The sequence below is a fragment of the Candidatus Poribacteria bacterium genome (assembly GCA_021295755.1).
In the GTDB taxonomy this organism is placed as follows: domain Bacteria; phylum Poribacteria; class WGA-4E; order WGA-4E; family PCPOR2b; genus PCPOR2b.
Genome location: JAGWBT010000119.1, coordinates 1 through 9,591 on the forward strand (window position 1 = coordinate 1; position 9,591 = coordinate 9,591).

9 protein-coding genes are annotated in these 9,591 nt (G+C 49.7%); all 9 read left to right on the plus strand.

Features of this window, described 5'->3' with window-relative positions; genetic code table 11:
- A partial coding sequence (locus J4G02_16545; protein MCE2396166.1) for a hypothetical protein occupies positions 1-1,199 on the plus strand: 1,199 nt, incomplete at its 5' end.
- A gap of 198 nt (positions 1,200-1,397) precedes the next feature.
- A complete protein-coding gene (locus tag J4G02_16550; GenBank protein ID MCE2396167.1) occupies positions 1,398-2,387 on the plus strand; it encodes an acetylxylan esterase in 990 nt (329 codons plus the stop codon).
- A gap of 81 nt (positions 2,388-2,468) precedes the next feature.
- Positions 2,469-3,659, plus strand: a complete 1,191-nt coding sequence (locus J4G02_16555; GenBank protein MCE2396168.1) for a Gfo/Idh/MocA family oxidoreductase — start codon at positions 2,469-2,471, stop codon at positions 3,657-3,659.
- Between the two features lie 172 nt (positions 3,660-3,831).
- On the plus strand, positions 3,832-4,851 hold the full coding sequence (locus J4G02_16560; GenBank protein ID MCE2396169.1) for a Gfo/Idh/MocA family oxidoreductase: 1,020 nt from the start codon (positions 3,832-3,834) through the stop codon (positions 4,849-4,851).
- Positions 4,852-4,865: 14 nt separating this feature from the next.
- Positions 4,866-5,627: an NAD(P)-dependent oxidoreductase gene (locus tag J4G02_16565; GenBank protein MCE2396170.1), complete on the plus strand. Its 762-nt coding sequence runs from the start codon at positions 4,866-4,868 to the stop codon at positions 5,625-5,627.
- Between the two features lie 167 nt (positions 5,628-5,794).
- Entirely contained in the window at positions 5,795-6,796 is a 1,002-nt protein-coding gene (locus J4G02_16570; GenBank protein ID MCE2396171.1) for an NAD-dependent epimerase/dehydratase family protein, read from the plus strand.
- A gap of 65 nt (positions 6,797-6,861) precedes the next feature.
- A complete protein-coding gene (locus J4G02_16575; GenBank protein MCE2396172.1) occupies positions 6,862-7,815 on the plus strand; it encodes an HNH endonuclease in 954 nt (317 codons plus the stop codon).
- A gap of 113 nt (positions 7,816-7,928) precedes the next feature.
- Positions 7,929-8,879: a site-specific DNA-methyltransferase gene (locus J4G02_16580; GenBank protein MCE2396173.1), complete on the plus strand. Its 951-nt coding sequence runs from the start codon at positions 7,929-7,931 to the stop codon at positions 8,877-8,879.
- Between the two features lie 207 nt (positions 8,880-9,086).
- On the plus strand, positions 9,087-9,591 hold a 505-nt coding region (locus tag J4G02_16585), incomplete at its 3' end, for a hypothetical protein (GenBank protein MCE2396174.1).

Consider the following 9,591-nt stretch of genomic DNA (forward strand, 5'->3'; position numbering starts at 1 on the left):
ATTCCCTCGGTATCCTCGGCAGCCAAACGGGCAGCTTCGGGGCACTGGAAATTGGTCAAGAATCAGAATCCAAGGAGGAGGCGTTATATTCGACGGTCCGATTGAAGAAGGATATCCTAGAACGCTCCAGCGTTGGACTGATCTTCGCCAACAAAGAGCGTCTTGGGGAGGAAGATGGCTACGGTCGAGTGGGCGGATTCGATACAGACCTATTCTTTCTTAAAACCTATCGGTTGTCGGGACAATACGCGATGAGTTTTAACCCCGGTGAAAATCCAGAGAACGAAAACACAAAGAATAAGGCATACCTCCTCGAACTTGCTCAAAGCAATTACCTCTGGAACACCAGAGTGCGACTAGAACGAATCGATCCGCTATTTGAAGCAAATCAGACAGGATTCCTCCGCAAAGAGAGATATCGAGGTTGGCAGCAGATGAATTTCATGGGGACCTATATTCCTCGGTTCGGACCGCATCGTGCTTCCTTCGGTGTCAGTGGCAGGGTTTCGCAGAACCTGTTTACCGATACATATGTTGACGAGTGGAAATGGGACAATCCGAGCCTGATCCTTTCACCAGAATTCGATGAGGATGCAATCAGTTGGAACTTTAGAACTTTCGCGGACTGGAGACCCACCGAGTCCTTCTGGCAATCAATTGGTATATTTTATGGACGCAGTCGAGAGGTCGAACTGACGGAGGTATTCACGACAGATGGATACGAATTTTCTCTCCTAACGAACACTTCGCGACCCGTTTCGGTCGGCTTGGATGGGGGAATAGGAAATTACTTCAATTTCTCACGGCAGGCGGTAGGGAAGCAACGGCAGCTTTTCCTCTCAACCACTATCCGCCCGCAGAGCAATTTTACCATTGACCTTGAAAGTGGGTACGCCCTGAGTTTGACGCAGGGTGATGTCATTGATGGACGCTATTTCACAAGTTCTCTGCGCGTCACCTATCTGTTTACACGAGATCTATTTCTCAGAGTGTTTACGCAAGCCGGGCGTGAACGCACCACTTTTGGTCGGATCGAGACCGAAGAAAACTATCTGGTCAGCACCCTCTTCGGTTGGGAATATAGCCCCAAAAGCCATATCTTCCTTGCGTATAATGAGGATTGGCAAACCAATGAAGGAGAATTACAGTTAGGCGATAGGGTCGTTGTGTTCAAAGTCTCTTATCTCTGGAACCTCTGATTGCCTTGTAGGTCGAGATTCATATCTCGACACAAGATTGTCAATTTCGGAAAACCGATCCACAATAGAACAACCATGCCTCTAAGGAGGCGGAATAAATGTAGGGGCAGGTCTTGTGCCTGCCCAAAATAGTCTCGGAACGAAGAAGGATCCAATTTGTCAAGTGTCAACAGAACCCAGCAACAGGAGAGCTAAAACATGCCTCCATCATCTGAAATACAATTTTCATCGGCAGAGTTCCTCGATCACGATTTTGTAAATCATAAACCCCGTTTATCGTTCGACGGGGATACCGATAATGCGTGGCAGGATTGGCGAACCCAACTGCTTCCTGAATTGCGAGAGCAGCTTGGACCCTTCCCGGACGAAGCGTTTCCTCTAAATCCGCGAATCGTTTCCACCGAATCGCATGACAAGATAACGATCCACAAAGTGATCTACCACTCACGAGAGGACGCTCCGGTTCCCGCCTATCTGTCAATCCCCAAAGGCGTAACAGCGAAAGCACCGGCTATCCTCTGTATCCACGGACATGTGCCGGGCGGCAAAGAGAACGTCATCTCCGGTGATGGACAGTTCGGTGCCCCTTATGGTCGTGATCTCGTGGAGCAAGGCGTTATCACGTTGTGTCCTGATAACGCTGGGATGGGAGAACGCGCTCACCCGTCGGGCGGTTGTGATTTCCTCTGGCGACGCCTGAACTATCTCGGATACGATCTGACAGGCTATCGGGTCTACGACCTGATGCGGGGCGTGGACTACCTTCAAAGCCTGCCAGAGGTGGATCAGAATCGAATCGGAATTGCAGGGTTATCCGGCGGGTGCTGGCTTGGCATCGTTCATGCCGCACTAGATGAACGGGTTCAAGCAGCGGTATTAAGTGGCTATTTTACAACCTTCGCACAAACGTCATGGTTTGGACACTGTATCTGCCACCACCCAAAAGGCATCGGTGATCTATGTGAAATGCCCGACATTGCGGGGCTTATCGCACCGCGCCCAATCTTTGTAGAGTGGGGAACGGAGGACGTGAGTCGCCCGGTACACCCCGCCTTTGAGATGGCACAGGAGATCTACCGCGCTGCGAATGCCGGTGACCAGATCATCTTGCAAGAATTTGAGGCCGGACACCTCTTTTCGGGGGAACAATCGTTGCCGTGGTTGGTCCAAACGCTGTCGCAGAGGTAGAACACGCAACGATAGCCTGTGTAATTCATAAATTGAAATCTCAGTATAACTTATGCTTTCACGCATTCGGAGGAGATACCGATGAACCCTTTACGAATTGCTGTAATTGGTGCAGGGGCTTACGAGACCTCCCGCTCACGCGGCTATCAAGCGGTCATCAAGCAACTGACAGACCTCTACACATTCTGCGCCATCTGCGACAGAAATGCCGAGGCGTGTCGTGCCGCAGCCGAGACCTACGACATCCCAGCGCAATACACAGATGTCGAGGAGATGCTTCAATCCGAAAAGCCAGACGTGGTCTTCTGTTTGACACCAACCGATTCGCTCAACGTCATGGCGATGACGGTCGCCAAGCACCGGATCAACGTCATCACCGAAATACCCATCGCTATCTCGCTGCCAATTGCAGACGCTATCACGGAGACGTGCCGGCAGAACGGTGTCAAATACGAAATCGCCGAAAATGTCTGGCACTGGCCCCATGAGCAGTTGAAACAGAAGATTGTCCGGGAGGGAACCCTTGGACAGATACGACATGCGCGACTCTGGTACGCATCGGGCAGCTATCACGGCATCAACGCGATCCGCATGATCCTCGGCTGCGAGCCGATACGTGCTTTGGGATATGCAGCCGAAGTCCCGACACAGCCCTACACCGGCTACGGTGACGAAGCGATGAAGACACGGTGGTGGGAGTCAGGCATCATTGAGTTTCCGGGAGGAATCACCTGCCTCTACGAGATGCCACCGCCGGGAGCGCGTAGCAGCCATTGGGAGATTGAAGGTACAGAGGGACATCTCTCCGGGGATCAGTTGACCCTTTACAACGGTGGTGGGAGTTACCAAATTGAGGATGTCTATACAGAAGTTGACGGCGAACAGGTGTTAGACCATGTGCGGATAGAGACCTCCCCGCCAATTATATGGTCAAATCCGTTTGCAAAGTACAAGATCTCCGCGTCGGACGACGTTGCCAAAGCGAGCATCCTCCACAGTATGTATCGCGCCGTGACGGAGGATATTGAGCCTGCATACGGCTCCATCAACGCCCGACGGGATCTGGAGTTGTGGATCGCAATTCGGGAGAGCGCCCGACGCGGGAGTGCGTGGATAACTTTGCCAATTCAGGAAATGACGGGTTTTGAACGCCAGATCCATGAAGCGTATGAGCGTAAATACGGAGGACATCCGATTTCAGGAGTCGATGCCCTCAAGGATGCAACCTTCAGGCGAGCAAGTGTGATCTGGGCAGTTGCGGGGTGGTTGTAAGAATCAACACATTTCCAAGTAAGAATAGAGTCATTTGGTTCTCCTGTAGGAGGGATCTCCGAATCCCGACATTCCTGATTGCGACTTCCTACTCAGACAGGAAGAAAACCGAAAACTAATTAGCTCTACAAGTAAGAAGGATTTCCCTTGGTGTGAGGTACAAGGAGGAGACATGCTAAAAATTGGAATTATCGGTGCCGGAGTGATGGGAAATCGCCATGAAGGTAGAATTGCTGATTACGGCGCACAAGTTGTCGCAGTTCACGATATACATCTACCGGCAGCACAGGAACTTGGGACGAGGGCAGGCGCGAAAATCGTCACGGATGACCTTGAGCGGTTCTTTGATGCTGAGATGGATGGATTAATCATCACCACACCACCCCCTGTGCGTCTTGAGCCGGTGCGGAGGGCTTGTGAACGCGGTATCCACCTGATGATTGAAAAACCGCCCGCCTTAAATATGGCTGATGGACGTGCATGCCTTGCGCATATTGAGGATGCTGAGGTTATCGCTGCGGTCAGCTTTCAACTACGCTACGGCTCAATCTACGAGAGACTCAGAGAGTTGTTGGCTGATGAAACGGTGCATCTCGTTCACACAGTTTGTACAGTCGAGTATTACCTCACATTTCGGATGTCACCGTGGTTTTTGCAGCGCCAAATCAGCGGAGGCCCCCTCGCCGAGCAAGCAATCCATATCCTCGATTGTGCTCGCTTTGTCATGGGGAACGTCAAGCCGGTTCAGGCACACGCAATCGGTGCCAAGAATATGGCACTGGATCGAGCCGAGTTTGACGCTGAAAACGCTATCCAGATGATGTACGAACTCGAAAACGGTGTCTTCGGTACACACATAAACCACTGCGGCACGAAAGGAAACGGTTTCGAGCTAGAGGTCATCGGTCCGCAGTTACGCCTTCGAGCAGACGCCCGGGGAGGTCGAAACGGCGACCGAATCGTCGGCCATTTGCATGGAAACGACTTTAGTGAACCGGTGCCCGCTGAAAATAGCATCGGTCTCGATAAGATCCACGCGTGGCTTCGTGCTATCGAAACAGGTGACCGCTCATTGATCAGATCGGACTTTGGAGACGCGATGCACACCCTTGCGTTAATAGAGGCAGCTATCAGAAGTCAAGACACCGGGGGCTTTGTAAAGGTTGATTCAAATCCCAATCCTATCGGATAGGAGAAAACTAACGCATGAAAATCAGGAAAATCCTCATCACCGGTGCGGCGGGGTATCTCGCCGGTTTTATCATCGAACGCCTCCGGTCCAAATATGAACTCACGCTCACCGATCGGATTGAGCCGAAGCCGGATTTCAAAGATCTTCCCTTCGTCCAAGCGGATCTAATGAACTATGAGGAGATTGAAACGATTTGTGAAGGACATGATGCCGTTGTCCATCTCGTGGCGTTGGTGCGGGAGCGTTTCGACAAACCGGCGTGGCTATTCGCCGATGTGATGGTCAAGGGAACGTGGAACGTCGCCGAAGCCTGCGCAACGGGTGGAGTGCAAAGGCTCGTCAATATTTCAAGTATCTCCGCCTGCAGTCCGCTTCCGGGGGCTGAGCTACCCTACCGTGTCGGTGCACCGTTTCAGTTCAATTCGGGTGGACTATACTACGCCCTCGCAAAATATCTGGGCGAACAAGTTGGAGAGGCTTACTATCAAGCGCACGGACTGAGCGTTATCCACCTGCGTCCCGGTGTCATCGCCGGTGATGGACATAACCCCGGTCCTCAAGTCCCTGAAGATTCAACCGAACCGTGGTTCGTGTATGTTGACCCACGCGACGTTGCACAGGCGGTTGAGCTAGCAATCGAAACCCAAGACGTGATGTACGGTTCTTACCACGTGGTCGCGGGGCGCGAGGATTCCCGATTTGATTGGAAGCAGACCACTCAAGAACTCGGCTACCGCCCGGAACACAACTGGCCCGAAATTCCAGAGAGACGTTGATTACAGGTTGAAACAGATTTTTCCACGAATCTGCGCGAGTGAAACGCAAAGTTGCTAAGGCACAAGAACGCAAAGTTTTTTCTTTGCGTCTCGTTTTCTCGTTTTCCCGTTTTCTCCGTGTCATCTGTACCATCTGTTTAACCGCAATAGGGAAAGGGCGTCCAAATATGAAAGTATTGATTCTTGGTGGCACCGGAAATATCAGCCGTGGCATTGTCGCAGCGCTGCGCAAGCGGAATCACGAGGTGGTGATGTTCAATCGTGGGCAGCACCCAGATACACCCCCACCGGATATACAAGTCATTCACGGAGATAGGCAGGATCGCGACGCTTTTGAGAGCAGGATGCACGCTGAGAAGTTCGACGCCGTCATCGACATGATCTCTTATAACGCTGACGATGCCGCCTCTGCCCTACGAGCGTTTCGTGGACGGGTGGACGGATTCGTCCACTGTTCAACGGTGATGACCTACGGGCCGCCGTTTCCGTTTAGCGGTGTCAACATCCCTGAAACCGCGCCGCTGAATGGCACATCTGAATACGGGCGCGGCAAAATCGCTGCGGACCAACTACTCTTGGATGCCCATGCCGAAGACGGTTTTCCTGTGACAATCTTCAAGCCGTCCTACACGCACGGTCCCGGAATGGAGGTGCATCGACAGGTGGGGGGCGACGGGAGTTGGATCGACCGCCTGCGTAAAGGCAAGCCGATCCTCTCAGCAGGAGATGGACTGAACTATTTCCAATTTCTCGCATCGCGGGACGCAGGGGTCGGATTTGCAGAAGCACTCGGCAGGTCCGAATGCCTCGGTCAAGTTTACAACATCGTCCACCCACAGGCACGGACATGGGACGAATGGCACCATACCGTCGCCCAGGCGTTGGACGTCGAAGCCGAAATCGTGCATGTTTCCCAAGAAACGCTCATCGCCATTTCGCCGGAACGGTTCAGAGGGTTAAGCGGAAACTTCGGTCATACACAGATCTATACCGGTGCGAAACTCGCCAGAGACATCCCCGAATTTCAGCCGGAGACGCCGGCTGTGGAGAGCGTTACCGAAAACATCGCTTGGATGGATAGACACAACCGTGTGCCGGACAGCGATGCCGATGATCTGGAGGATCGGATCATTGAGGCGGTTCGTGACCTGCCAACCCGTTTGTCTTGAGAATTAAATGTCCAGCGGCTTTGCAGCTGATTAACTCTGAATGATTGTGGTAGGATACGAAAAAGATGTCCACCGATACCCTAGAAAAATATGTCCAAAAGATGGAACGCTTGCGGGTAGACAGGGCACACGGAATCGCTCCTCACAAGCCGCTCCTGCTGTTAGCTGTTATTGAACTGATTGAGCGAGGGCAGATTCAAGAAAACACAATTTCCCTCTCCCCAGACTTGGCAGAGACCTTCATTAAATATTGGTCAAAAATAACGGATCGGAAACCTAATATCGCCCTGCCATTTTTCCACTTAAAAAGTGATGGATTCTGGCACCTCCACCCGAACGCTGGATACGAAAAGGTGTTAGACGTTGCTGATCGAATTACAGCGATTTCTCGCCTCCGTGAAGTTATCGCATACGTGAGTTTGGATGATGACTTCTTTGTTTTATTTACCGATGCCAGTAATCGAGAGATAATCCGTCAGACTCTTATCTACGTCTATCTTATAGAGTTCAAACAAGAAATCGAAGGGCTTATTGCAGAAGAAAAACAGATTACAGAGTATGAACAGTCGCTAATCAGCGAAGTTGAACATCCCTTTTTATTTGAAAAATCGACGGCATCAATCCCAGAAGAATCGTCAATTCGTAGTGCAGGTTTCCGGCAGGCGATTATGGGACTGTATGATTATACTTGTGCTGTCTGTCGGCTGCGTATCGTTACAATGGATGGAGAAAGCGCGATTGACGCCGCTCATATCATTCCGTTTCACATTTCAAAGAATGACGATGTCAGGAATGGGATCTCGCTTTGCAAATTGCACCATTGGAGTTTTGATAAGGGGTTACTCTCCTTGAGTAAAACCTATCAGGTACTTGTTTCGCCGCTCATGTCTGATCAGCGACCTACAGAGTGGCTGTTGACAGAACTTCAGGACAAATCCATACTGTTGCCTGAACACGATCAACTTTATCCGGCTCCAGATGCGTTGGCCTGGCATCGTGAGGAAATGCTCAAACGGTAACTTAACGCGTTGCCCATGCTATTTTACGCAGCGTTTCTCGTTGATCCAAACACCGCGTAATTGTGATAGGATGTAGAAAAGAGTTAGGCCACTGTTCAACCGAGGTAACAGGAATGAGTAATTTACAAATTATTGAAGGAGACGCTCTGAAACAACTCCCTCATATCCCTAGTAAATCGGTAGATCTTATTATTGCTGATCCACCGTATAACTTAGGCAAAGAATACGGCAATAACTACGACCGGAAGGACTTTGACGAATACCTCAAGTTTTCAACACTCTGGTTAAAAGAGGCTTACAGAATTCTTAAGCCAACGGGAACAATTTATGTGTTTATGGGTTTTCGATTCATTTCCTATTTGTACGATATACTTGACCGTGAACTCCAGATGTGTTTCAACAATTGGATTTGTTGGCACTACACACAAGGGATGGGAAGGACAAAGGGGTTCTCTCCGAGACATGACGACATTCTAATGTTCACCAAAGGCAAAACGTTCAAGTTCAATATAGACAATATAAGAGTGCCTCAGAAATACTACCGCGAGCGCAACAACATGAGAGGGGCAAACCCAGGAGATGTGTGGCAATTTTCTCACGTGCATTATTGCAACGAAAATAGACAAGATCACCCGACTCAGAAGCCAGAAGGCTTAATCGAAAGGATGGTACTTGCATCGTCCGATGAAGGAGATATGGTCTTAGATCTGTTCTCAGGTAGTGGTACCACTTTAAGAGTATGCCAGCAATTAAACAGAAATTGCGTCGGTATCGAATTAAATCCAGAATACGTTAAAATGATCGAGGAACGCCTGAATAGTGAATTCACAGGGTTTGATAGCATAGACCCCCGAATGGAACGTATTCCCTTAGATTTGAACACAAAAAAAGTCAGACAAGAATATCTCGATAATCATAAGAAATGGTTTCTTAATCACCATGACCCCTTAATTGACAACTTTGAGGAATCAGTTCAGAAATTGTATGGCGAGGAACAGACAGAAATACAAGAAGAGTTTGACTTTGATAACGAAACAATAAAGCTGAAAAACAGAACTGATTAGATTCTAACCCAACGCTGCAGTTGACAACGGAGATTTGCAGTTTTATCAATCTTGCGGGCAAGCCCCCTTCAAATACCCGGAATATCACGCGACTGTATCAGGTGAATTGAGCCTAGAACTATAGCGTAACGTTGTTGGTATCTGAGGGGATGTAGCCCGCCCAACCGTGTTAATTCGTGAAAAAAGTTTGACTTTGCGGGCGAAATAATGAAAACCTACAAGTTTAAGTTGTATAGTAATCACGGCAATCGTGAGTTGCATAAAACGATAGACGGACACGCCCAAGTGTGGAATCATTGCGTCACGCTTCAGCGTCGTTACCATGCGATTTACGGCAAGTATATCAGCAAGTTTAGACTAATCAATCACATCTCTAAGCTGAAACGGTTGCCGCAGTTTGCCCATTGGAATCAACTACCAAGCCAAGCCATTCAAGACGTGGCATCGCGAATCGACAAAGGCTACCGGGCAATGTTTGAAGCGAGGGCGCAAGGCAAAGCATGGGGTCGTCCTCGCTTCAAGCCCCGTCATAAATACAAATCATTCACATTGCTTCAAGCTGGTTGGAAACTGTTACCGGACAACTGTATCAAAATAGGTAAACGTATCTATCAGTATTTCAAATCCCGTGACGTGTATGGCAACCCAAAGCGTTGCACTATCAAACGAGACGCTATCGGTGATGTCTATATCTGTATCTTAACTGACTATG

Coding starts and splice junctions, on each gene's coding strand:
- J4G02_16575 (MCE2396172.1), top strand. CDS start 6,862: ATGTCCACCGATACCCTAGAAAAATATGTCCAAAAGATGGAACGCTTG.
- J4G02_16555 (MCE2396168.1), top strand. CDS start 2,469: ATGAACCCTTTACGAATTGCTGTAATTGGTGCAGGGGCTTACGAGACC.
- J4G02_16565 (MCE2396170.1), top strand. CDS start 4,866: ATGAAAATCAGGAAAATCCTCATCACCGGTGCGGCGGGGTATCTCGCC.
- J4G02_16570 (MCE2396171.1), top strand. CDS start 5,795: ATGAAAGTATTGATTCTTGGTGGCACCGGAAATATCAGCCGTGGCATT.
- J4G02_16580 (MCE2396173.1), top strand. CDS start 7,929: ATGAGTAATTTACAAATTATTGAAGGAGACGCTCTGAAACAACTCCCT.
- J4G02_16560 (MCE2396169.1), top strand. CDS start 3,832: ATGCTAAAAATTGGAATTATCGGTGCCGGAGTGATGGGAAATCGCCAT.
- J4G02_16550 (MCE2396167.1), top strand. CDS start 1,398: ATGCCTCCATCATCTGAAATACAATTTTCATCGGCAGAGTTCCTCGAT.